We start from the raw sequence: 22,650 nt of genomic DNA, 5'->3' as shown, positions 1-22,650 counted from the left end.
GGCACTCACAGGGCGATCAGCCTGACCGGGCTGCCTTCGGTGACCTTCAACGCCGTGCACATGGCCGCGTCCAGCGTGACGGGTTGCCCGGCGATGTAATCGAGATCGGCGACGATGGCCCGATAATCCGTCAAGGACTCGTTGCTCACCAGATAGCTGCCCCGGGCATCGATCACCGGGCCAGGCTGCGTGAGGCCGCACTGGCTGTGGGTGATCGACCGAATGCCCGAGGTGCGCGCATAGAGCGTCGGGCCGCCATCGAACAGATCGATGTAGCTGTTGGTTTCGAAACCTTCACGCTCGAGGATATCGAAGGCCTCCTGGCCATCGGGGTGGATGCTGCCGATGCAGTCCTGTGCCGCTTGCGGCAGCATGGGCACGTAAATCGGATACTGCGGCATCAGTTCGGCGAGAAAGGTGCGGCTCTGCAGGCCGCACAGCCGTTCGGCCTCGACGTAGGGCAGGTCGAAGAAATGCTTGCCCACGGCATCCCAGAATGGCGAGTGCCCTTCCTCACTGCTGTAACCAACGATTTCGGTGATCACCGTTGCGGAAAACCGCCCGGGGTGGGCCGCGATGAACAACAGGCGCGCCCGTGACAGCAGTTCGGAATGGGCGGTGCGTACCTGTGCGGCATCGATATGGAAGCCGCGCAGCAAGGTGTGGCCACTGAGGTCGTGACACAACGACAAGGCCGGTACACCGTGCTCGATGTTCAGTTCCCGCGAGGCGCTGGTGAAGTGCCGGTTGCGCAGGTTGTAGAACGGCTCGCCGTACCCCGCCGTGGCGAGGATTTCCGAGCAGCCGACCAGGTGCTGCGTCGTCGGGTCTTCGAGGACAAAGAAATAGTTTTCCGGGCCATGACCCTCGACGTCTTTCTCGAACGAGGCACAGGAATCGAGAATTTTTTCGCGCAACCGTTCGCTATCGTCGGGCAGGGATGTGGCGCCCACCAGGCTTTCACGAGCCAGCTTCTGCAACTTTGGCAGGTCGGCCAACTCGACTGGACGCAAGACCAGCATGGAGACACTCCTGTATCAAACGATCCGGCGGTTTGAGCCGAACCTGACTATCACTGTCGGTTTTTCCACACATTTATTCGGTGGACATCTGATCGTTGTCAGGCGCCACTCTTTTTCTTGTCAGATGCTTGCTGGGGTTGCCTGCATTAAACGAGGAACGGACGGTTCGGCCGCTGGCGTTGCCGGGCCTGGCGCATTGATCGGGCATTGGAGAAAGGGCATCCGGGCTCCTGCTGGATGAGCGTGGCACATGTTTTAACAGTCCGTTGAAAAGAGTATTTAATTATCGCGTGCTGCCTGTCTAGTTAATTTTCGCATGGTCCGACCGTGCCCGAAAAAGGGGCGAAGTGCCTACAGCAAGGGGCTACGCCGATGTCGCAAAGTCTTGTAGGCAATTGCCTTGGTTGCAGTCAGTGATAACAGAAAATCCGCCGGGAAATGCCTGACGGAGCCCGCTTCAAACCGGAAAATTAAACACCCCCAAGGCCTGATGCCAGTCAGTTAAGCGTTTGATCACCGCAAACCTTGTGGGAGCGAGCTTGCTCGCGATGACGGCTGGACAGTCAAACAAGGGGTGCCTGACAGTCTGCCATCGCGAGCAAGCTCGCTCCCACAATGTCCGGGGCTTAACTGATCGGCATTACCCCCAAGGCCTGCTTGCTTGCGGCACAATTGCACGATGGCGCTCCCCTGACGCCGTTGTTCCTTTCCATCCCTGGAGTGATTGCCGGTGCAGGCGACCCGTTTAACCCTGATTTGTCACGCTCGAACCGTCGCACAGAAACTGGCGCGTTTTCCATTGGACGAACCTCTGGAGATGGACTGGCAAGCGCTAAGGCTTTCCCGTTGCAATCAGTTCAAGGGCGTTCCACGTCTTGTCTGCGGTCCGGAACTGCGCACCCGGCAAACCGCTGAGCTTTTCAGCAGTGCACCGGAAATTGTCGATGCACTGAAAGATTGCGACTTCGGGTGTTGGCGGGGTGAGCGCATCGGCGCTCTGCAAAAAAACGACCCCGGGGCGCTCGAGCATTGGCTGGAAGATCCGGCTTCGGCACCCCACGGTGGCGAGTCGCTGGTGCAATTGGGCGAGCGGGTGGGGGCGTGGTTGACCGCGTTGCAATCGACACCCGGACACATCGTTGCCATTACCCATCCCTTTGTCATCCGCGCTGCGCTGACGCACGTATTGCAGGGCGCATCGTCCAGCCTGATCGACGTCGAACCCCTGTCGGCGGTCGAACTGAGGTTCCATGGCCGCTGGCGGTTGCGCTTGCCGGGCACCGACCCCGAGGACCTGCTGTGATGAAAAGACTCCTGGTCATCGGCATCGGCGCCGGCAATCCCGACTACATCACGATGCAAGCGGTGAAGGCGCTGAATCAGGTCGATGTTTTTTTCCTCATGGACAAGGGGGAGAGCAAAGACAGGCTCATCGACTTGCGGCGCGAAATCTGCGAACGCTACATCACCGACCACGCTTACCGTTTTGTCCAGGCCCACAGCCCCGAGCGCGAGCGCGGTGAGGTGGACTACAGGAGCAGTGTCGACGACTTGAACCTGGCCAAACAACAGACCTTCGAACGGCTGATCAATGAAGAACTGTCCGACGACCAGTGTGGTGGTTTCCTGGTGTGGGGCGACCCCGCGCTGTACGACAGCACAATCCGTATCCTTCAGGCGATTCAGGCCTCGGGCGCCTGTGAATTCGAGTTCGAGGTGATCCCCGGCATTACCAGCGTCCAGGCCCTGGCGGCACAGCACAAGGTGGCGCTGAACCAGATTGGCCGCTCAGTTGAAATCACCACGGGCCGGCGGTTGGCGGCAGGGCAGGTGAGCGATGCCGACAGCCTGGTGGTGATGCTCGATGCCCAGGATGCTTACCATCAGGTGGCGGATCAGGACACCGAGATTTACTGGGGGGCCTATCTGGGGACGCCGAATGAAATCCTGATCAGTGGCAAGCTCAAGGATGTGGCGGATGAAATCGAACGGGTGCGCAAGGCGGCGCGGCTGGCCAATGGCTGGATCATGGATACCTATCTGTTGCGCAAGCCTTGATCAGTCGGTGACCGGGCTGACGCCTTCGCGAGCAGGCTCGCTCCCACACAGATGGTGTGAACACTGAAAGTCCACTGTGGGAGCGAGCCTGCTCGCGAAGGCGTCTTATAGGCCAACCGAAGGTAAAGCACTGCCCCCACGCCCAAACCGCTCCCGATACACCGATGGCGGCACGCCAACCACGGTTCGAAAGGCCACCCGGAAGCTTTCCACCGAGCGATAACCGCAACGTTCGGCAATCTGCTCGGTGTTCTGGTCGCTGCTTTCCAGCAGTTCGCGGGCGCGTCCCAGACGTTGCTGCTGCAACCAGGTTTTCGGTGACTGGCCGCTGGCTTCGGTGAAGCGACGCAGGAAGGTACGTTCGCTCATGGCGGCTTCACTGGCCAGGTCGCGCACTTCCAGCGGTTCGTGCAAGCGCTCACGTGCCCACTGCATGACGCGGGAAAGATCACTGCGCGGTGTAGGACTGACCGGCGTCGGAATGAATTGCGCCTGGCCACCGCTGCGTTGCGGCGACATGACCAGGCGCCTGGCCACGGAATTGGCCACTTGCGTGCCGAAATCCCGGGCCACCAGATGCAGGCAGGCGTCGATGCCAGCCGCGCTGCCGGCGGAGGTGATCAATTGACCGGAATCGACATACAGCACGTCCGGGTCCACCAGGATGCCGGGAAACCGCTCGGCCAGTTCCGAGGTGTAGCGCCAGTGCGTGGTCGCACCGTGCCCGTCGAGCAAGCCGGTGGCAGCGAGGACGAACACCCCGGAGCAGATCGACAGTAACCGTGCGCCCCGCGCATGGGCCTGGCGCAGGGCGTCGATGAGCTCTGCGGGGACCGTGGCGCTGCGGTCGCGCCAGCCGGGAATGATGATGGTGCGGGCATCGGCGAGCAATTCCATGCCGCCGTCGGCCAGGACCTGGATGCCGCCCATGGCACGCATCGGGCCTTGATCGACGGCGACGATACGATGTTCGTACCACGGGAAATCGAACTCAGGGCGTGGCAGGCCGAAGATCTCCACGGCGATGCCGAATTCGAATGTGCAGAGGCCGTCGTAGGCCAGAATCGCGACCATTGCCGGGTTGGGATGCATTTGGCGGAAAATTCCCGATCGGTGTCTTGTGCGCCACTTTAGCCGCAAATGCCGGGCGGATAAAGTCTTCCCACACCCACCGCCTCTTTGGAGTACAGCCCATGACCAGTCTGGTTCGAGAAATTCCCGCCGCCCCATCGGCCATCGCCCTTATGCATTTCAGCAACCGTCTGACGTTCGAAACCGATTGTTCAGACGTCTACGGCAGCCAGCAGGCTGGCGAAGTCGATTTCATTCTGGTGGATGTGCGTGGCCCGCTGGCGTTCGAGCGCGGGCATGTACCGGGAGCGATCAACATTCCCGGGCGCTTGCTGACTGCCGAAGGTTTGGCCGGTTATCCGAAAAACACTTTGTTCGTGGTCTATTGCGCCGGGCCTCACTGCAACGGCGCCAACAAGGCGGCGGTGAAGCTGGCGGCCCTGAGTTATTCGGTCAAGGAGATGATCGGCGGCGTGACCGGGTGGCTGGATGAAGGGTTTGAGTTGAGTGTCACGGAGCCGCGGCTGGCCCGTGAAGTGATCGGTTGCGAATGCTGACCTTCAAACACTGTTGATTTTTGTGGCGAGGGGGCTTGCCCCCGTTGGAGTGCGAAGCGCTCCCAAAACTCTCGACTATTAGTGAGATTCTGGGGGTTGCTGCGCAACCCAACGGGGGCAAGCCCCCTCGCCACAGGCAAGCCCCCTCGCCACAGGAATGTGCTTTGATCTGATTCAGCGACAGGCAGCGACCCACCACTCATCCAGCGTCGCCTGCAACCACGCCAACACCTCGGCATAGGCCGCACCGTCCTGCCCCCCCCGTGGCAATGGCGACTCATGGCCAAAATGCGCATTGAGCGTGGCCACCGACCCGGCGTTCCACTCCGGATGAAACTGCAACCCCAGCCGCGCCGGCCCGGCGCGGTACATCTGCTGCACACAGTGCTCGCTGCTGGCCAACAACTGCGCGCCAGGCGGCAGGTCGATGGCGTCTTCGTGCCACTCGAGTACCTTCAGCGCTTGCCCATCGATAAAGCTCACCGTGGTCCATCCGGTTTCGCTGCGGTCCATGCGCCGTACATTGCCGCCCAGACTCAACGCCAGCAACTGAGCCCCCAGGCATATGGCGAACACGGCCCCACCCAGATCCAGACTGCCTTTGAGCCATTGCCGTTCGGCCGCAAGCCAGGCCGGGCCGGCGTTGGATTCATAAGGCCCGCCCAGCAGGATCACCGGATCGGCGCTGACGGGCGGCAACTGCCCCAGGTCGGCGCGAAACACCTTCAGCGTCAGCCCTCGGGACTCGGCCCAAAAGGCGATGGCCCCCGGGCCTTCGGCGGGGTGGTGCTGGATCAGGTTCAACGTGGGCATCGCGCTACTCTCGATGGGACTCAAGGGCGCTCAATGTGCCGTAAAACACCCGGTATCGCCAGCCGGCCCGTTGCGTCTGATGGCGTCGAAAAGCCTGTAGGTCTGGTCTGCAAATGCGATCTGTCCGACAGACGTTGCGCCTTCATGGCGCGTTCACCGCAATGACTCGATCACGGTGCCACTTTTTTATAAGTTTTTGTCGTCCTGGCGTAATTTGCCCTCCTGTAGCCGCTCTAGACTGCCGGCCACTTCGGTTTCCGCTTACAAAACGAGGACCGAACGCTGCCAATCGAAGCTGCCAATAAAAGCCTCCGCACACAGGAGTTATAAATGAAGAAGCTAGTGATGTTCGGTGCCCTGGCACTGTCGATGTTGTCCCTGACCGCCGTGGCTGACGATGCCAAGCCGATCCGTATCGGCATCGAAGCCGGCTACCCGCCATTCTCGATGAAAACCCCTGACGGCAAACTCACCGGTTTCGACGTGGACATCGGCGATGCCCTGTGCGAGCAGATGAAGGCCAAGTGCACCTGGGTCGAGCAAGAGTTCGACGGCCTGATCCCTGCGCTGAAGGTCAAGAAAATCGACGCCATCCTGTCGTCCATGACCATCACTGACGACCGCAAGAAGAACGTCGATTTCACCATCAAGTACTACCACACCCCGGCGCGCTTCGTGATGAAGGAAGGCAGCGACGTCAAGGACCCGCTGACCGAACTCAAGGGCAAGAAAGTCGGTGTTCTGCGTGCCAGTACCCACGACCGCTTCGCCACTGAAGTGCTGCAACCGGCGGGGATTGTCCTGGTGCGCTACGGCTCCCAGCAGGAAGCCAACCTGGACATGGTCTCCGGCCGCGTTGACGCGCTGCTGGCCGACTCGGTCAACCTGGACGACGGTTTCCTGAAAACCGACGCCGGCAAGGGTTTTGTCTTCGTTGGTCCTGAGTACAACGATCCGAAATACTTCGGTGGCGGCGCCGGCATTGCCGTGCGCAAGGGCGATACCGCCCTGGCCGAGCAGTTCAACAAAGCCATCACCGAGATCCGCGCCAACGGCAAGTACAAGCAAGTGCAGGACAAGTACTTCAAGTTTGACGTTTACGGCGAGTAATCCAGCCGTTCGAGAAAGTGGCAGCCGTTGACGCGGCTGCCATTTTTTTTGTGCAATCATTTTCAGCACAAAGATCCCTGTGGGAGCGAGCCTGCTCGCGAAGGCGCCGGTACATTCAACATCCATGTTGGCTGGCTTGACGCATTCGCGAGCAGGCTCGCTCCCACAGGTGATTTCGCCGTGCAGACATCAGGAGTCCGTCCATGCAACGCATCGATCACAAACTTCCCTGGAGCCACTTGGGCACCGAGCGCACCCTCAGCGTGTTTCGTTATGGCGCGGGGCCGCGCAAGGTGTATATCCAGGCCAGCCTGCATGCCGACGAATTGCCGGGCATGCGCACGGCCTGGGAGTTGAAGAAGCGCCTGACCGAACTTGAGCAACAGGGACAGTTGAACGGTGTGATCGAACTGGTGCCGGTGGCCAATCCCATTGGCCTCGACCAGCACCTGCAAGGCAGCCACATGGGGCGTTTCGAGCTGGGCAGCGGCAAGAACTTCAACCGCTCGTTCGTCGAGCTCAGTGCGCCGGTGGCCGCGTTGATCGGTGATCGCCTCGGCAGCGATGCCCAGGCCAACATCGCACTGATTCGCCAGACCATGGGCCAGGTGCTCGACGACTTGCCGGCAGCGACATCGCAGCTGGAAGCCATGCACCGCCTGTTGCTGCGCCATGCCTGCGACGCCGACATCACCCTCGACCTGCATTGCGATTTCGACGCTGCGATACACATCTACGCGTTGCCGCAGCACTGGCCACAATGGCGATCCCTGGCTGCGCGTTTGCAGGCCGGCGTGGCGCTGTTGTGTGAAGACTCCGGCGGCAGTTCGTTCGACGAGTCCTGTTCTTCGCCCTGGTTGCGCCTGGCCCGGGCATTCCCGGCGGCGGCGATTCCCCCGGCCAACCTGGCGACCACGCTGGAGCTGGGCAGCATGGGGGACACTCGGGTCGACCAGGCCCGGGCCAATTGCGAGGCCATTCTCGGCTTCCTCGCCGAGCAGGGTTTCATCTGCGGCACCTGGCCGGCGGCACCGGCCGACTGCTGTGAAGGCATGCCGTTCGAAGGCACCCAATACCTGTTCGCGCCGCATCACGGCGTGGTCAGTTTCCTGCGTGAAGCCGGGGAATGGGTGGAGAAGGGCGATGCGCTGTTCGAGGTGGTTGACCCGTTGAACGACAAGGTCACCACCGTGCAGGCCGGCACCAGTGGCGTGCTGTTCGCCATTGATCGTGGGCGCTACACCCAGCCAGGTACCTGGCAGGCTAAAGTCGCCGGGCGTGAGCCGATTCGGGTGGGGAAGCTGATCAACGACTGATCCCGTAATTGTCTTTGGCTGTACTGGCCTCATCGCGGGCAAGCCCGCTCCCACAGTGGATTTGTGGCGTTTACAAAACCTGTGGGAGCGGGCTTGCCCGCGATGACGGCATTCGCCTCACCGGAGATGTTCCTGCCTGATTCACAGTGTTAGGCTCTTGCGCGAATCCTGCATTCAGTGAAGGAAGACCCATGTTGAAGATTCTCGCGCTGCTCACGCTGTTGGCATCCACTGCCGTTCACGCCCAAACCCCGCTGCAAACCGACCTGCCACTCAAGTACCTGGCGCAGGCCACCACCGATTCGAACCCTCAACCCCTGGTGATTTTCCTTCACGGTTACGGCAGTAACGAACAGGACCTGTTCGACATCAAGGACGACTTGCCCGCGTCCTACACCTACCTGTCGGTGCGGGCACCTTTGGTGATGGAGGCGGGCAGTTATCAATGGTTCCGCAAGAAGGGCGAAGGGGCCTATAACGGCGAGACCGATGATTTGCAGTCCAGCGGCCAGTTGTTGCTGGACTTCGTCGCACAGGCCGCGAAGAAATATCACACCGAGCCCGAGAAGGTGTTCCTGGTCGGTTTCAGCCAGGGCGCGATCATGTCTTACGAAGTGGGCTTGCGGCATCCCGAAGCGCTCGGCGGGATCGCTGCGTTGAGCGGGCGGATTCTGCCGGTGCTCAAGTCCGAGCTCAAACCGGATGAAAAGCGTCAGTCGCTGGCGATTTTCATTGGTCATGGCGAGCAGGACAAACGCCTTCCCTACAGCGACGGCACTGAAGCCAACAGCCTGTTGCAGAGCGTGTCACTGGAACCCGAGTTTCACGGCTACCCCGGTGTCGGCCACAGCATCAGCGCCGAAGAGATGCAGGACTTGAGCGCCTGGTTGCAGCGTCTTAACCCCTGAGCCTTATTTTCCGCTGACGATCTGTTTGATCAGGGTTTCATGGGCCGCCATGTCGCCGGGGCGGGAAATCACCTGGATCACCGCCATACGGGTGCCGGAGGCGGCCATCAGTGTGGTGGTGAGGGTCATGCCACCGCCTTGCGTGGCAGTGCCGTCGATCTGGCGCAGGCCCAGCCCGGATTTCTGGGTCAGGGTTTTCTCGCTGAGCTTGTTGTAGTCGGGCAGGGATTTGTGTTGCGCCGCATCGAAGTCGGCCACGGTACCGTCGAGGAAGCCGCCGTCGTTGTCCTTGACGCTGATACCGTTGGGCAGGGTGTTTTCAGCGGCGATCACCACGGTCTTGGTGGTTTCATTGCTGTACAGGGTGCCGCTGGCACCGTCCGGGCTGGCCGGCAGCGGGTTGGCGATGAAACCCTTGGGCAGGTTGAAGGTGAACTTGCTGCCGAGCATCGAGACTTTCCGGGCTGGCGCATCGCTGGAAGTGGCCTTGGCGGCCTGCGCATTCAAAGCCCCCAGGCCGGTAGCGGCTGCCAGTAGCAGGACAAGGGCTTTTTTACTCAACAAAAACATCGAAATCTCCAGGGATGGGCGCACGGTGGGGCGCGATCATCCCACGGAGGTTGTGCTGCATTCCAGCCTGCCCTACCGAGTGGTCACTTGCGGTGAGGTCGCTTTCCTGTGGCGAGGGGGCTGTCGGTGGCGAGGGGGCTTGCCTGTGGCGAGGGGGCTTGCCCCCGTTGGGTTGCGTAGCGACCCCAGAGTCTCGGCAACTTTCGAAAATTTTGGGAGCGTTTCGCACTCCAACGGGGGCAAGCCCCCTCGCCACATTGATCACTGATCTCATCACCCTCACAGGCTGGAACCGGCGGATCAGGCCTGGTTTTGCGGAAACAGGTTGCGACGGGTTTCTTCGTCGAATTCGGCCTTGAGCACCAGTTTCTCTTTCAGGCCGTGGGCGCGCAGGGCGGCCGGGCGGGTGCTGATTTCATCGTACAGGCGCTTGACGTTGGGGTACGCCGCCAGACCGTTCTCACCGAGGATGTACGGTGCGTAGTTGGCCCAGCCCCACAGGGCCATGTCAGCGATGCTGTAGGTGTCGCCGGCCAGGTACTGATGGCTGGCCAGGCGCTCGTCGAGGATGCGGTAATGGCGTTCGACTTCCTTGGAATAGCGGTTTTTTGCGTAAGGCAGATCTTGCGGTGCGTGGTGCAGGAAGTGCACCGCCTGGCCGGAGAACGGCGACAGGCCGGTGCCGATGAACATCAGCCAGGAGAGCATTTCGGCCTGGCCGGCCGCGGACGTCGGCACAAAGCGCTGATGTTTGTGCGCCAGGTGCAGCAGGATCGCCTGGGAGTCGAACACGCTGGCCTCGCCATCCACCAGCGCGGGTACCTTGGCGTTCGGGTTGATCGCCAGGAAGGCTGGCTGGTGTTGCTCGCCCTTGAAGGTGTCGACGCCGATCAGTTCGTAGGGCGTTTGCAGTTCTTCGAGCAGCAGGGCAACTTTCATCGGGTTCGGCGATGGGTGGAAAAAGAATTTCATGGTGCAGGCCTCAGTCGGGTAGGGGTTGGAACTGAGGCTGATGTTGAAGCAAACCCGTTCGATTGACGTACGGGGAAGTTGTTCTACTCGTGCGAAACCATCGAACGGGTTGCGGCTGCTTCAAAGGGCGGGATGCCTACGGTGAGGGCGGGCGACATCCTGGCTCGATGACATCATGCGGCTTAGCGTTTGATGGCCGCTCCTCCAGTGTCCGTCGTCGGGCCAACCGGCCGCGCCAGCAAGCGTTTGGTCACCCCCAGCATGGCCACCGACACCGCGACGCCCAGGACAAAAGCGTTCATCCCCATCGACGGTAGGGCCAGGGCCAATACCAGGCAAAACGCGGCGAACGAATACATGCCGGTGGCGGTGGCGCGCAGCAACGCGGCGGTAAAGGCCGGGCCACGGGTTTGCTGGGAGAACACCGCCATCACGCTGCCCAATACCGGGAACACCGCCAGCAGGCCGCTCCAGCGGTCGCCGACGGTGCTGGCCAGCAGCGTCACGACCAAGGTGAGCAATGCACCGGCCACCATGCGCAGCACAAGCTTGTCGGATTTCGGCCCCGGGCCACTGAGCACCGGTTGCACGGCGGGGAACAGATAAGGCGCGGCGAGCAGCGCGGTCGCGGCGGCGCACAGCGAGAACACCAGGGATCCCGGGATCAGCGACAGGGCAACCGCCACCAGCGTCCAGACCACCAGCGAGATCATCAACGCCAGGGGCCATCCGGCCCGTTGTGCGACCTGGGCGTAGGTCACGCAAAACGCAATCATCGCGAACATGGCTGACAGCGCCGCCGTGGCCGATTGCGCAGCGAACGCCTGGCCTTGCTCAAGGGCAAGGAACAACAGGATCGGTCCGACCACCACCGGCAATCCCGACAACCAGCCGGCCACGCTCGGTCCCCAGCGTTTGCCGGCCAGGGAAATCAGCAGCAGGAAGCCTGGGATTACCAGCAGTTTGAGGATCAACACGCGCATGTCTCCGACCTGTGTGAGGTGGCAACGGTAACATTGCATCGGCTAGATTGCTTTATCTGTGTGCGGATTTTGTATACATAAAACCCTTCGGAGTTTGTACGAAAGGAACTTTTACGCTTACGTTTCCTGGGCATCCTGCGATGAGGCCAAACCGCCATGAACCACCCACGATCACCGCTGCGTCATGGTCTGTGGCTGCTTGTAATGTTGAGCTGCCAGGCTTCCAGGTCAGCAGATGCCGGGTATGGCTCCGTAGACTTTGCTTTGTGGTGATCAGTGGCGCGGACAGTGGGTTGATTCTGCAGTTTTTGGGGTGACTCGTCGGGCTCCTTCGCGAGCAAGCTCGCTCCCACAGGGGAGTGCATGTTCGCTCCTACAGGCCGGGCGGCGTTCCGTTTTTCCAAGTACACAGTCAAAAGCAAAGACGAATCAGCGAATAAAGTGAATCTTCCCGCTGTCATCATTGCCCATGTAAATGCCATAAACCCCGGCCTGCCGCTCCTCGATATAACGCTCGAGAATCTGCCGGATCGCCGGATAATAAATGCTGTCCCAGGGAATCTCTTCAGGCGCGAAGAACTTGTAGTCGAGGGTTTCCGGCCCATACTGCCCGGTGATCTCCAGCGCGATGGCGCGGAAGATGATGTACACCTCACTGATCCTGGGCACGCTGAAAATCGAGTAGGGCGAGACGATTTCCGCACGCACGCCACTTTCTTCCCAGACCTCGCGCAAGGCCGCCTGTTCGGTGGTTTCGCCGCTTTCCATGAAGCCCGCGGGCAGGGTCCAGGTGCCGGGGCGCGGCGGGATCGCGCGCTGGCACAGGAGGTACTTGCCGTCCTGCTCGATGATGCAGCCCGCGATGATTTTCGGATTGATGTAATGGATGTAGCCGCAACCGCGGCACATCAGGCGCTCGTGCGTATCGCCCGGCGGCAGCTGCTGACCGAGATCAGCGCTGCCGCACTTGGGGCAAAAGCTCGGGCTGAACATTTCAGCGACCTATGCGCGGTTCTTTCAGCGCGATGGGCAGGGTGATCGCCGGGATGTCGCCGGTTTCTTCCTGCTTGCGCTTGAGGTAGTCCAGGGCCACGGCAGCAGCCGCGCGCACGTGGTCGACGCAAGCCTGGTGAGCGGCCAGCGGATCGCCGCCCTTGATCGCCTCGACCATGCGTTCCATTTCCTGGTTGCTGGCGCCGCGACGGTTCTCCTGGGACACCGAGGTCGCGCGCAGGTAGCTGATGCGTGCCTGCAACTGGCGCAGCTGGGTGGCCGCGACATGGTTGCCCGAGCCTTCGAGCAGCACGTCGTAGAAACCCTGCACCGAATCGATGACCTGTTGCAGTTCGCCGTCCTTGAGCGCCTTGCGGTTTTCTTCGAGGGCTTTTTCCAGGGCCTTGATGTCCTTGGCCTTGGCGCGCAGGGTGAACAGTTGCACGATCAGCCCTTCGAGCACGCAGCGCAGCTCGTAGATGTCCACGGCGTCGGCCAGGGTAATGATCGCGACACGCGGGCCCTTGGCATCGGCGAATTCCACCAGGCCTTCGGATTCCAGGTGACGCAAGGCTTCGCGCACGGAAGTACGGCTGACGCCCAGGCGATCGCACAGATCGCGTTCGACCAGACGGTCTCCCGGCAGGAGCTGGAAGTTCATGATGGCGCTTCGCAGTTTATCCAGCACGATTTCGCGCAGGGTGACGGGGTTGCGATTGACCTTGAAGCTGTCGTCGAGTGGCAGGCGTTTCATGGGGTCCGCTCTGATTGTGGCTGTCCATGCAAAAAGAGCACTTCGATTACGGGAATCCCTGTGCTCGGTCGGATCAAACAGCCAAGGGTTAACTGGAGGCCTCGGCATCGGCTTCGGCGAAGGCTTCACGGGCGAGCCGGAAACTGTCTACGGCAGCGGGGACACCGCAATAAATGCCGACCTGAAGCAATATTTCGCGTATTTGCTCACGACTCAGGCCGTTACGCAAGGCGCCGCGCACATGCAGCTTGAGTTCATGGGGCCGGTTGAGGGCCGAGATCATCGCCAGGTTGATCATGCTGCGTTCCTTGAGCGACAAACCCTCACGGCCCCAGACATGACCCCAGCAATACTCGGTGACCATCTCCTGCAAGGGGCGGGTGAAGTCGTCGGCGTTCTCGATGGAGCGCTTGACGTAGGCCTCGCCCAGCATCTGGGTGCGGATCTTCAGGCCTTTTTCGTATTTTTCGTTGTTCATTGGCGTAGCTCCCCTGGGCTCAAAGGCCGCCCATCAAGGTGTATTTGAGTTCCAGGTAATCCTCGATGCCGTACTTGGAGCCTTCACGGCCCAGCCCCGAGGACTTGATGCCGCCAAACGGTGCGACTTCGGTGGAAATCAGCCCTTCGTTGATCCCGACCATGCCGTACTCCAACGCCTCGCTCATGCGCCAGGCGCGGCCCAGGTCGCGGGTGTAGCAGTAGGCGGCGAGGCCGAATTCGGTGTCGTTGGCCATCTCGATGGCCTGGGCCTCGGTGTCGAAACGGAACACCGCGGCCAGCGGACCGAAGGTTTCATCGCGGGCGACTTTCATCTGTGGGGTGACGCCTGTGACCACGGTCGGCTGGAAGAAACCGTTGCCCAGCGCATGGCGTTCGCCGCCGCACAGCAGGCGTGCACCCTGGGCCAGGGCGTCTTGCACGTGCTCTTCGACCTTGGCCACGGCGCGCTCGTTGATCAGCGGGCCCTGGGTCACACCTTCTTCGAAACCGCTGCCGACCTTGAGCTGCGAAACCCGTTCGGCCAGTCGAGCGACAAAGGCATCGTGGATGCCGGCCTGCACCAGGAAGCGATTGACGCAGACGCAGGTCTGCCCGGCGTTGCGGAATTTGGCGATCAGCGCACCGTCGACTGCGCGCTCCAGATCGGCGTCGTCGAAGACAATGAATGGCGCGTTGCCGCCCAGCTCCAGCGAGACTTTTTTCAGCGTCGGCGCGCACTGGGCCATCAGCAGTTTGCCGATGGCGGTGGAGCCGGTGAACGACAATTTGCGCACCTGCGCACTGGCGGTCAGCTCGGCGCCGATGGCGATGGCGTCGCCGGTGATCACGTTGAAAATACCCGCTGGAATGCCGGCCTGTTCCGCCAGTGCAGCCATGGCCAGTGCCGAGAAGGGTGTTTCCGGAGCCGGCTTGACGATGCACGGGCAGCCGGCGGCCAGCGCCGGGCCGGCCTTGCGGGTGATCATCGCCGCCGGGAAGTTCCACGGCGTGATGGCCGCGACCACACCAATCGGCTCCTTGCTGACCACGATGCGCGCATCGCCCTTGTGGCTGGGAATGGTGTCGCCGTAGATGCGCTTGGCTTCCTCGGCGAACCACTCGATGAAGCTCGCGGCGTAGAGGATCTCACCCTTGGCTTCGGCCAGTGGCTTGCCTTGTTCGAGGGTGAGAATGTGTGCCAGGGCGTCGGCATTTTCCAGCATCAGGGCATGCCAGCGCTTGAGCGTATTGCTGCGCTCCTTGGCGGTCAGCGCGCGCCAGGCCGGCCAGGCCTTGTTGGCGGCCTCGATAGCCAGGCGCGCATGCTCGGCGCTGAGGTTCGGCACATGGCCGATCAACTCGCCGGTGGCCGGGTTGAAGATGTCCTGTTGCGCACCATCGGGTGCATCCAGCCATTGGCCATTGATGTAGGCCTGCTGGCGGAACAGTAACGAGGCTGCTGGGCTCATGCCGGCTCCTGACAAAAAAAGAATATGCACAGCGGTACCTGTGGGAGCGAGCTTGCTCGCGATAGCGGACTGACACTCAACATCTATGTCACTGATACACCGTCATCGCGAGCAAGCTCGCTCCCACAGGGTTTTGTGGTGAATCATCAAGCCAGGGCAGGCAGCGGGCCCAGCTTGCCTTTGTGGTAGATCATCGGTGTCACCGGTTGCTCGGGCAGGATCAGGTTCTTCACCGCGCCGACGATGATCGCGTGATCACCGCCGTCGTATTCGCGCCACAGTTCGCACTCGATGATCGCTGTGGCCTTGGCCAGGATCGGGTTGCCCCGTTCGCTCAGGTGCCACTCGATGCCTTTGGCCTTGTCCTTGCCTTTACCGGCGAAGGCATAGGCTTCGGCGGTCTGCTCGGCGGACAGCAAATGGATCGCGAACTGCTTGCTGTCGCGCAGCACCGGGTAGGTGTCGGAGCCGTAGTTGGGGCAGAACAGCACCAGTGCCGGGTCGATCGACAGCGCACTGAAGGCGCTGGCGGTGATGCCGACGATGCCGCCGTCCGGGTCCAGGGTGGTGACCACCGTGACCCCGGACGGGAACGAGCTCATGACGTCTTTGTAAATGCCGGGTTCGATCATTTTCCAGGACTCCTAGCGCATCACGAAGGGATCAGGCATCGGTGCCTGGGACAGGTTGATCCACACCGTTTTCAGCTCGGTGTAGGCCAGCACCGAATCGATGCCGCTTTCGCGTCCATAGCCGCTGTTCTTGAAACCGCCGATCGGCGCCATGGCCGAGACCGCGCGGTAGGTGTTGACCCAGATGATCCCGGAGCGCACGTCCCGGGCCAGGCGGTGGGCACGGCCCAGGTCGCGGGTCCAGATGCCGGCGGCGAGGCCGAACTGCGAGTCGTTGGCGATCGCCAGGGCTTCGGCTTCGTCCTTGAAACGGATGACCGAAGCCACCGGGCCAAAGACTTCTTCCTGCATGATCTTCATCGAGTTGCGGTCGCACTCGAACAGCGTCGGTTCGTAGAACCAGCCATCGCCTAGGTTCTGCGGACGCTTGCCGCCCAGGCGCAGGCGCGCACCTTCGGCAATGGCATCGGCCACCAGGCCTTCGACCACCGCCAGTTGCTGCGCGGTGGCCATCGGGCCCATTTCGCTGCTGTCTTCCTGGGGGTTGCCGATGCGAATGCGCTGGGCGCGCTCCACCAGACGACCGACGAACTCGTCGTAGATTTCATCCTGCACCAGCAGGCGCGAACCGGAGACACAGCTCTGCCCGGAGGCGGCGTAGATCCCGGCGATGGCGCCGTTGATCGCGCTGTCGAGGTCGGCGTCGGCGAAGATGATGTTCGGCGATTTGCCGCCCAGTTCCAGCGACAGCTTGGCGAAGTTCTCCGCGCTGCTGCGCACCACATGCCGCGCCGTGGCCGCGCCGCCGGTGAAGGCGATCTTGCGCACCAGCGGATGGCGGGTGAGGGCGGCACCGGTGCTTGGGCCATAACCGGTGACGACGTTGACCACCCCCGGCGGAATCCCGGCTTCCAGAGCCAGGCGCGCCAGTTCGAGGATGGTCGCCGAGGCGTGCTCCGACGGCTTGATCACGATGGTGTTGCCTGCGGCGAGGGCCGGAGCGAGTTTGATCGCGGTCAGGTACAGCGGGCTGTTCCACGGGATGATCGCGGCAACCACACCCATGGCTTCGTGCACGGTGTAGGCAAACAGGTCCGGCTTGTCCAGCGGCAGGGTGCCGCCTTCGAGCTTGTCCGCCAGGCCTGCGGTGTAGTGAAAGAACTCCGGCAGATAACCGACCTGGCCACGGGTTTCGCGGATCAGCTTGCCGTTGTCGCGGCTTTCCAGCTGCGCCAGTTGTTCTTTGTTCTCGGCGATCAGGTCACCCAGGCGTCGCAGCAATTTGCCGCGTGCCGTGGCGGTCAAGCCGCGCCAGGTTGGGCTGTCGAAAGCGGTTTGCGCGGCTTGTACGGCGCGCTCGACATCGGCTTCGTCGGCATCGGGCAATTCGGCCCAAGGCTCGGCCAGCGCCGGGTTGAGGCTTTCGAAGGTCTTGCCGGACAGGGCATCGACCCATTCACCGCCGATGCACATCTGGAAGCGTGCGAGTGTCATGCAACGATCCCCTTGATCTGGTTTTGTTGGGAGTGCGCGGCCTGCAGAAACTCCAGCAACAGCTGGTTGACCAGGCGCGGCGATTCTACGGGCATCATATGCCGTTGCTCGGCGAGCACGGCAACGCTCGCGCCGGGAATGCGTTCGGCCAGTTGCCGGGCCATTTCCGGGGTCGAACCGGGGTCCAGTTCGCCGGTGGCGATCAGCGTCGGCACCCGGATGCTGCCCAGGTCGTCGGCGCGGTACATGTCCTGGGTGGCGAACAGTTCATAGGTGGTCAGGTAACCCTGCGGGTCATTGCCGGCCAGGGTCTGGCGGATCGCGGCGATCTGCGCCGGGTTCGCCGCCTGGTATTCGCGGCTGAACCAGCGCGACAGCGCCGCTTCGGCATTGGCGTCCGGCCCGTGTTCGGCTGCCTGGCTGGTGCGGGCGATGACCCCCGCGCGCTGTTCGGCGCTGCGGTTGAACACACTGTTGAGCACCACCAGGCCTTCCAGGCGTTGCGCGTAGTGCAGGGCAAACGCCCGTGCCACCAGCCCGCCCATGGAAAAGCCGATCACCGTTGCCTTGGGCAATTGCAGGTGGTCGAGCAGCTCCAGCAACTGGTCGGCATAGCCGAGCAGCGGTGTGCCACTCTCTGGCCGCGGACTGGCGCCATGGCCGAGCATGTCGTAGGCGATGACGCGGTACTTCGTGGCCAGGCCAACGATCTGGCCGCCCCACATTTCTTTGTTCAGGCCCACGCCGTGGATCAAGACCACGGGCTGGCCTTGGCCGGTCGCCAGGTAACTGGTGCCAGCCGGGGTGAGTTCAGCGGTGAGCCGAATCATGGAGCGCTCCTGCAATGCCTTCTTGTTGTCGTTCTGCTGGCCGGTTACTGGGCTTTTTCGGCGGCCAGTTCTTCCAGGTCGATGTAGCGGTTGCCGATGCGCGGGTGCAGGCGGCCGCCGTCGGCGCAACCCAGGACCACGACGATTTCGTCGGCACGCGGGGCGTCTTCGATCTGCATTTCCAGGGTGATGTAGTGCGAACGCAGGCCTTCGTCGTCCTTGTGCATCATCGGGATCTGGATCGAAGTGCCCGGGCCGCCGCGCTTGTTGGTGAAGCTCAGGTAGCTCTTGGCCTTGACCGCTTCGCGGTAGTGGTTGCCGAAGCGCAGGGTGTGGATCACTGCCGAAGCGTGCTCGATTTCGCCATCGGCACCGACCACCGCAGCCTTGCCGTAAGCCTCGATTTTTTCAGCGCCGCCAATGATGCCCACCAGGCGCTCAACCATCAGTGCGCCGAGGTCGGAGCAGTTGGCGCGGATCTGTGGTTTCAGGTCTTCGACGAAACCGTTGCCCAGCCAGGGGTTTTTCATCACCACGGCCAGACCGACCATGGTCACGGGCTTATCGGTGGCTTTGCCGCCTTCAATAAAGGTTTCTTCGACATAGCTGACGATCTTGCGAATTTCGAAACTCATGAGCTGCTCCGTAGAGGTTTTGGGTGTCTGTGCGTCTGATGGTATACCATAATACCGATAGCACAAGTCCCCGAACGGAGTTTCTGGCTGGATGGCGTGCAAAAGTGTGCGCCACCGGTCGCAGCGGACAAACGGCAGGCACGGGGTTGCTTCGGGCACAGGCCCAACATCGGGAGAGAAAGGCAGAAGGGGATCAGCGGTGAAGCGGCGTGTCGGTGCACCTGGAGAGAAAGATTGTGGCACCGGTTAGAACGATTATTTCTTTCCGCTATTTATATAGATGCAATCTGCATATCCATAACCGAATAATCAGCGTCATGGTTTTCATCTTGTCCGTGATCGAATCCGATTGTTTGTCACAGCAGAAACAATCGTCCTGCCTGCCTCGTTAAGCCTGCCCCGACATCGACTTTGGCTGTTCGATCGCCAGCTTGTTGCGCTCGGCCGATTCCCTAGAATCGGCCTCCATCAGCTTCGCCCAACTATCCAGTCCTTCAGGGAGCAACACCATGATGAATGCCATGCAGATGCCAATGCCGATGAACGCCACCATGCCAATGATGCCGATGATGGGCATGCCGATGATGATGGCGACCATGTCCTGCGACCTGATGGACGACGGGATGATGTGCAAGATGATGCCGGCCGCTGGCATGGACATGGCCATGTTCAAGAACAGCGCTGAAATGATGCAGATGATGATGAACTGTGGCATGCCGATGATGATGCACTGCGGCAACATGAGCATGATGTGCATGTCCCGGGCGAGCATGGCCATGCCGATGATGAACATGATGATGCCAATGCCGATGATGGGCATGCCGATGCCGTCGATGAAGTGCGTGATGGAATGCACCATGATGGCTGACGGCATGATGTGCAAAATCATGCCGATGGCCGGCATGAACATGGACATGATGAAAAACTGCTGCACCCTGATGATGAAAATGATGAACGACTGCAGCATGCCGATGATGATGAGCTGCAATGGCATGCCGCTGATGTGCTGCACCTGCTGATCCCTGCACTGTACCTGTAACTGTACCTGTAGGAGCGAGCTTGCTCGCGATGGACTCGAGGCTGACGCGTTTTTTCAGGAAACCCGCGTCATCGTTGACGTCCATCGCGAGCAGGCTCGCTCCTACAAGGTCGTTTCAGTCCAGGCGTTCTGGGTAGGTCACTACAAGATAAGCCACCGCTTCACTGTCGGCGGGGTTGCGATAGCGGTGGGGCTGGTCGGCATAAAACAGGATCGAGTCCCCCGTGGACAGCAGGTAACGCTCGTCGTTGACGCTGATTTCCAGCACACCCTGCGCCACCACCAGGTTTTCCTGGACGCCTGGGCCATGGCCCTGCGAATGGTCCTCTCCCAACGGGCTCAGGCGCAGCTCGTAGAACTCCGATTGGCGCGCCACGTCAAAGGGGAACAGGGCGCGGCTGACAAAAGCGCCGTTGGCACTGACCAGGCGTTTGCTCTGGCTCGCCGACAGCACGGCCACACCTTCGAAGGCCCGATGCTCCAGAAACGCAGCCACCGATACCTTCAAGCCTTTGGCGATTTTGCACAGCACCTTGATGGACGGCACACTGCGCCCCGATTCGATTTGCGCCAGCATGGCACGGCTCACGCCGCACTGTCGGGCCAGGGCATCGAGGGACAGATGGCGCTTGCCCCGCAGGCGCAGCAGGTTTTGAGCTACCCGTTCGCAGATCGGGTCCTCTTCAGGGGCATCCGGATTGTTCAGGTCCAGCACAGGCTCGCCCGCGCTTATCAGAAAGCGCGAGGGTTCGTGCGCGTTCACGCCTGACGTGTCTCGGTAGACCGAGACGCCTGAGCCCACTGGAATGCCTGTAATCCGGCGTTGCGTGCGTACATCTCCCACATGGCCCGTGCCCGTTGCTGAGCTTGTTTGCGCTTGCGGTAGCTGGCGAAATCGATGAGGTTGTCAGTCGGATTCATGGGGCACTTCACTGTGGTGATGAATGACGGGATGACTGGAGAGTACGCTTCTACTTTTATAACGATAAATACTTAATATTTATTTGGTAATTCTTTTTTGTTATTTGAGGCGGCGGTATCAAGTGTCGATGAAGTGCCGTGGACGCGTGGCCTTCCGGTTTAAAAAACCATGAAAATGTATGGTCAGCCCATCTCCTGCAACCTCATGGGCTGTTTTCGGTAAAGCTGGCTTGCGCTAATGTATCCGGGCTCATTGTGAGCGTTGCTGCAACAACGCTCGACCCTCGATGAGTAGCCGCTCCCGACTGTCCTGAAAAAACCCTCAGCCTCTAAAGCTGATTTTTATGGCAGGTTCTCAGTCGGGCCGTTTGCCGTTTACTGTCATCAGTCAGTGACGTCGCAAAAGCCGGTGGTAAAGCTGTTCAAGCGTTCGGATGTGGGTCGTACTGGCCGCCTTTGGCCAGTACCGCCCACACGATGCGCGCCAGTTTGTTCGCCAGCGCGCACGCGACAACATTGGAGTGGCGACGCGTCAGCAGCTCTCGAACCCAGGGCCCCAAGGCGTCTTCCCGCTTATCGATATGCTGCATGATGGATCGCGCGCCCTGCACCAGCAGTTGGCGGATGTGCTTGTCGCCGCGCTTGCTGATCCCCAGTAGTACTGTTTTTCCGCCCGTCGAATACTGCCTCGGCACCAGCCCTAGCGAAGCGGCAAAATCGCGTCCACTTCGATAGTTCGACGCATCGCCCACATCCGCCAATACCGCGCTGGCGGTGATCGGGCCGATGCCAGGAATACTCTGCAAACGACTCCCGGCATCGTCTTCTTTCAGCTGCTGCTTCAGATCGGACTCGATGTCCTTGATTTCATCATTCAGCTGTTGAATTTGATGATGGAGACGCATCACTACGCCCTTTAGGCGCAACGGAACCGGGTGCTGCGGGTCGTCCAACAGCGCCGGCACGCGGTGCAACGCAGCGGCACCTATAGGCAGGCTGATCCCGAACTCCAGCAGAAAGCCATGAATCTGGTTGGTTGCGACGGTTCGCTGGCCAATCAAAGATTTACGGACACGATGCAGGGCTGAAAGCGTTTGTTGCTCTGCGGTTTTGATCGAGCAGAAGCGCATCGCGGGGCGGCTCGCCGCCTCGCAAATCGCTTCGGCATCAATGAAGTCGTTTTTGTTGCCTTTGACGAATGGTTTGACGTACTGCGGGGCGATCAGCTTCACCTCGTGGCCCAATGCACCAATCTGTCGAGCCAGCCAATGGGCGCCGCCGCAGGACTCCATTACCACCGTACAGGACGGTACCTGCGCCAATGTGCTGAGCAATTGGCCGCGGTTGGTTTTCTTGCGCAATACCTGATGACCTTTGGCATCCTGGCCATGCAGGTGGAAACTGTGTTTGCCAATGTCGATACCGAGAAGCGTCATCGTATTCATGAGAGATCCTCCGCCGAAAACGAGAAAAGCCCTGCAAGCGTAAACCTGCAGGGCTTCTCGGTCAGGCTGACCATCTCATTAAACCCGGCTGATCAGGCCGGGTTTTTCATGGGCGTTGTGGTGCCGCGGTCAGTTATGCCGCGCGGTTCTGGATCAGACGATCCGAACCACCTTCGGCGACGCGGTTTTCGATCAGGCGATCGGAACCACCTTCAGCGACGCGGTTTTCGATCAGGCGATCCGAACCACCTTCGGCAACGCGGTTTTCGATCAGGCGATCCGAACCACCTTCGGCAACGCGGTTTTCGATCAGGCGATCGGAACCACCTTCAGCAACGCGGTTTTCGATCAGACGATCCGAACCGCCTTCGGCAACGCGGTTTTCGATCAGGCGATCCGAACCACCTTCAGCGACGCGGTTTTCGATCAGACGATCGGAACCACCTTCGGCCACACGGCTTTCAATCAATCGATCCGAGCCGCCTTCAGCGACCACAGGTTGAGCAGAGGTAGCGGCAAAAGCGTTAACTGCGAAAACCGAGAAAGCGATGCTGAGGAGGGTCTGGCGTTTCATGATC

The 22,650-nt window shown here is 60.9% G+C and carries 25 protein-coding genes; 7 read left to right on the top strand and 18 right to left on the bottom strand.

Annotated elements, in window-relative coordinates:
- Positions 1-5 precede the first annotated feature (5 nt).
- Positions 6-1,022, bottom strand: a complete 1,017-nt coding sequence (locus tag PPUTUW4_RS16300) for an arginine N-succinyltransferase (RefSeq protein ID WP_015095680.1) — start codon at positions 1,020-1,022, stop codon at positions 6-8.
- 730 nt (positions 1,023-1,752) lie between these two features.
- Here PPUTUW4_RS16300 and PPUTUW4_RS16295 point away from each other — a divergent pair.
- On the top strand, positions 1,753-2,325 hold the full coding sequence (locus PPUTUW4_RS16295; RefSeq protein ID WP_015095679.1) for a histidine phosphatase family protein: 573 nt from the start codon (positions 1,753-1,755) through the stop codon (positions 2,323-2,325).
- Positions 2,325-3,080 carry a precorrin-6A synthase (deacetylating) gene (gene cobF, locus PPUTUW4_RS16290; RefSeq protein WP_015095678.1) on the top strand — a complete coding sequence of 252 codons (756 nt, stop codon included), beginning with the start codon at positions 2,325-2,327 and terminating at the stop codon, positions 3,078-3,080. The genes PPUTUW4_RS16295 and cobF overlap by 1 nt, the downstream gene beginning before the upstream one ends.
- 105 nt (positions 3,081-3,185) lie before the next feature.
- Here the strand turns inward: cobF and ftrA are convergent, their stop codons facing one another.
- Positions 3,186-4,172 (bottom strand): transcriptional regulator FtrA, encoded by a 987-nt coding sequence (ftrA, locus tag PPUTUW4_RS16285; RefSeq protein ID WP_015095677.1) that lies wholly within the window; start codon positions 4,170-4,172, stop codon positions 3,186-3,188.
- A gap of 101 nt (positions 4,173-4,273) precedes the next feature.
- On the opposite strand from ftrA, the gene PPUTUW4_RS16280 reads away from it, so the two are divergent.
- On the top strand, positions 4,274-4,708 hold the full coding sequence (locus PPUTUW4_RS16280; protein ID WP_015095676.1) for a rhodanese-like domain-containing protein: 435 nt from the start codon (positions 4,274-4,276) through the stop codon (positions 4,706-4,708).
- Positions 4,709-4,882: 174 nt separating this feature from the next.
- On the opposite strand, the gene PPUTUW4_RS16275 is transcribed toward PPUTUW4_RS16280, so the two are convergent.
- On the bottom strand, positions 4,883-5,521 hold the full coding sequence (locus PPUTUW4_RS16275) for a hypothetical protein (RefSeq protein ID WP_015095675.1): 639 nt from the start codon (positions 5,519-5,521) through the stop codon (positions 4,883-4,885).
- Positions 5,522-5,851: 330 nt separating this feature from the next.
- Between PPUTUW4_RS16275 and PPUTUW4_RS16270 the strand changes: the two genes are divergently transcribed.
- The 3 genes from PPUTUW4_RS16270 (at position 5,852) to PPUTUW4_RS16260 (ending at position 8,855) form a co-directional block, all read left to right on the top strand.
- Complete coding sequence (locus PPUTUW4_RS16270) at positions 5,852-6,631, top strand: ABC transporter substrate-binding protein (protein WP_015095674.1); 780 nt, start codon at positions 5,852-5,854, stop codon at positions 6,629-6,631.
- A 203-nt stretch (positions 6,632-6,834) separates the two neighbouring features.
- Positions 6,835-7,947, top strand: coding sequence for a succinylglutamate desuccinylase/aspartoacylase family protein (locus PPUTUW4_RS16265; protein ID WP_015095673.1), 1,113 nt, complete (start codon positions 6,835-6,837; stop codon positions 7,945-7,947).
- A gap of 191 nt (positions 7,948-8,138) precedes the next feature.
- Entirely contained in the window at positions 8,139-8,855 is a 717-nt protein-coding gene (locus PPUTUW4_RS16260) for a dienelactone hydrolase family protein (protein WP_015095672.1), read from the top strand.
- A 3-nt stretch (positions 8,856-8,858) separates the two neighbouring features.
- Here the strand turns inward: PPUTUW4_RS16260 and PPUTUW4_RS16255 are convergent, their stop codons facing one another.
- From PPUTUW4_RS16255 to PPUTUW4_RS16205, 11 genes are all read right to left on the bottom strand, one after another.
- Positions 8,859-9,425 (bottom strand): hypothetical protein, encoded by a 567-nt coding sequence (locus tag PPUTUW4_RS16255; protein WP_015095671.1) that lies wholly within the window; start codon positions 9,423-9,425, stop codon positions 8,859-8,861.
- 300 nt (positions 9,426-9,725) lie between these two features.
- On the bottom strand, positions 9,726-10,397 hold the full coding sequence (locus tag PPUTUW4_RS16250) for a glutathione S-transferase N-terminal domain-containing protein (protein WP_015095670.1): 672 nt from the start codon (positions 10,395-10,397) through the stop codon (positions 9,726-9,728).
- A gap of 182 nt (positions 10,398-10,579) precedes the next feature.
- Complete coding sequence (locus PPUTUW4_RS16245) at positions 10,580-11,374, bottom strand: hypothetical protein (protein WP_041475056.1); 795 nt, start codon at positions 11,372-11,374, stop codon at positions 10,580-10,582.
- A 435-nt stretch (positions 11,375-11,809) separates the two neighbouring features.
- A complete protein-coding gene (locus PPUTUW4_RS16240; RefSeq protein ID WP_015095668.1) occupies positions 11,810-12,373 on the bottom strand; it encodes an NUDIX hydrolase in 564 nt (187 codons plus the stop codon).
- 1 nt (position 12,374) lies between these two features.
- The gene (locus tag PPUTUW4_RS16235) at positions 12,375-13,127 is read right to left on the bottom strand and encodes a GntR family transcriptional regulator (RefSeq protein ID WP_015095667.1); all 753 of its coding nucleotides are present in this window, start codon (positions 13,125-13,127) and stop codon (positions 12,375-12,377) included.
- 88 nt (positions 13,128-13,215) lie between these two features.
- Positions 13,216-13,605, bottom strand: coding sequence for a carboxymuconolactone decarboxylase family protein (locus tag PPUTUW4_RS16230; protein ID WP_015095666.1), 390 nt, complete (start codon positions 13,603-13,605; stop codon positions 13,216-13,218).
- A 19-nt stretch (positions 13,606-13,624) separates the two neighbouring features.
- Positions 13,625-15,076, bottom strand: coding sequence for an NAD-dependent succinate-semialdehyde dehydrogenase (locus tag PPUTUW4_RS16225; RefSeq protein WP_015095665.1), 1,452 nt, complete (start codon positions 15,074-15,076; stop codon positions 13,625-13,627).
- Between the two features lie 146 nt (positions 15,077-15,222).
- Positions 15,223-15,708, bottom strand: coding sequence for a flavin reductase family protein (locus PPUTUW4_RS16220; protein ID WP_007978701.1), 486 nt, complete (start codon positions 15,706-15,708; stop codon positions 15,223-15,225).
- Positions 15,709-15,720: 12 nt separating this feature from the next.
- Entirely contained in the window at positions 15,721-17,202 is a 1,482-nt protein-coding gene (locus PPUTUW4_RS16215) for an aldehyde dehydrogenase (RefSeq protein ID WP_015095664.1), read from the bottom strand.
- On the bottom strand, positions 17,199-18,032 hold the full coding sequence (locus PPUTUW4_RS16210) for an alpha/beta fold hydrolase (RefSeq protein ID WP_015095663.1): 834 nt from the start codon (positions 18,030-18,032) through the stop codon (positions 17,199-17,201). Before PPUTUW4_RS16210 ends, PPUTUW4_RS16215 begins: the two co-directional genes overlap by 4 nt.
- A gap of 44 nt (positions 18,033-18,076) precedes the next feature.
- A complete protein-coding gene (locus PPUTUW4_RS16205) occupies positions 18,077-18,667 on the bottom strand; it encodes an amino acid synthesis family protein (RefSeq protein ID WP_007978708.1) in 591 nt (196 codons plus the stop codon).
- Between the two features lie 509 nt (positions 18,668-19,176).
- On the opposite strand from PPUTUW4_RS16205, the gene PPUTUW4_RS28210 reads away from it, so the two are divergent.
- Positions 19,177-19,686, top strand: a complete 510-nt coding sequence (locus PPUTUW4_RS28210; RefSeq protein WP_083884582.1) for a hypothetical protein — start codon at positions 19,177-19,179, stop codon at positions 19,684-19,686.
- Between the two features lie 135 nt (positions 19,687-19,821).
- Here the strand turns inward: PPUTUW4_RS28210 and PPUTUW4_RS16195 are convergent, their stop codons facing one another.
- The 4 genes from PPUTUW4_RS16195 to PPUTUW4_RS16185 form a co-directional block, all read right to left on the bottom strand.
- Positions 19,822-20,412 (bottom strand): XRE family transcriptional regulator, encoded by a 591-nt coding sequence (locus tag PPUTUW4_RS16195; protein WP_162130295.1) that lies wholly within the window; start codon positions 20,410-20,412, stop codon positions 19,822-19,824.
- 53 nt (positions 20,413-20,465) lie between these two features.
- Positions 20,466-20,627: a hypothetical protein gene (locus PPUTUW4_RS30055; protein ID WP_177325101.1), complete on the bottom strand. Its 162-nt coding sequence runs from the start codon at positions 20,625-20,627 to the stop codon at positions 20,466-20,468.
- A 422-nt stretch (positions 20,628-21,049) separates the two neighbouring features.
- Complete coding sequence (locus PPUTUW4_RS16190) at positions 21,050-22,072, bottom strand: IS110 family transposase (RefSeq protein ID WP_015093115.1); 1,023 nt, start codon at positions 22,070-22,072, stop codon at positions 21,050-21,052.
- A gap of 133 nt (positions 22,073-22,205) precedes the next feature.
- Complete coding sequence (locus tag PPUTUW4_RS16185; protein WP_015095660.1) at positions 22,206-22,646, bottom strand: hypothetical protein; 441 nt, start codon at positions 22,644-22,646, stop codon at positions 22,206-22,208.
- Positions 22,647-22,650 lie beyond the last annotated feature (4 nt).

It is taken from the genome of Pseudomonas sp. UW4 (assembly GCF_000316175.1).
GTDB classification, from domain to species: Bacteria; Pseudomonadota; Gammaproteobacteria; order Pseudomonadales; family Pseudomonadaceae; genus Aquipseudomonas; species Aquipseudomonas laurylsulfatiphila.
The sequence above is the reverse complement of the archived record's forward strand: the minus strand, read 5'-3'. Positions and strand labels throughout refer to the sequence as shown.